The sequence below is a fragment of the Tannerella forsythia genome, assembly GCF_001006485.1.
Taxonomy (GTDB): Bacteria; Bacteroidota; Bacteroidia; order Bacteroidales; family Tannerellaceae; genus Tannerella; species Tannerella forsythia.
Genome location: NZ_JUET01000084.1, coordinates 1 through 445 on the forward strand (window position 1 = coordinate 1; position 445 = coordinate 445).

A 445-nucleotide genomic window follows, 5' to 3' on the forward strand; every position below is an offset into this window, starting at 1 on the left:
GTGATGCGTCGACGGCGCTCGCTAATAGTTTGACGCAGGGCAGCCGGGGAGGACAAAAAGGCCTTAGCGATGGTCCATGGGAAGAGGGCGGAGGCTGCGCCGCTGTACGGGGACGATCCGGTGGGATGCAGCCAGACCTGCTCCAATTCGTCGGCGACGGCGTCCTCGGCCGCAGTGGCCTTGACCAGGAGGTTCTGCGGTGGTTTGCGCTTAGCCCAGTCGGCCCCGGCGACGCTGGACACCTCGGGGTCGTTGCGGTGGCGTCGCTTCACCAGACGCTAAGGTCGCCCTTGTCGAGCTCACCATGGGGGTTGACACCGGTGGGCTCCAGCAGCCTGATGAGCTCGGCGAAGGATTTCCGGTTGCCATTGTGTGGGGTCGCGGAGGCCAGGATGAGGGCATCGGTATTGGGCGCCAGGGTCCGGGCCAGACGGTTGTTCTGAGT

General features: G+C 65.4%; 1 protein-coding gene. It reads right to left on the reverse strand.

The genetic code is table 11. The annotated features are described in order from the left end of the window. Positions 1–272 (reverse strand): Rossmann-fold NAD(P)-binding domain-containing protein (locus Tanf_RS16710; RefSeq protein WP_211346880.1); only part of this gene is annotated, 272 nt, incomplete at its 3' end. Positions 273–445: the final 173 nt, after the last annotated feature.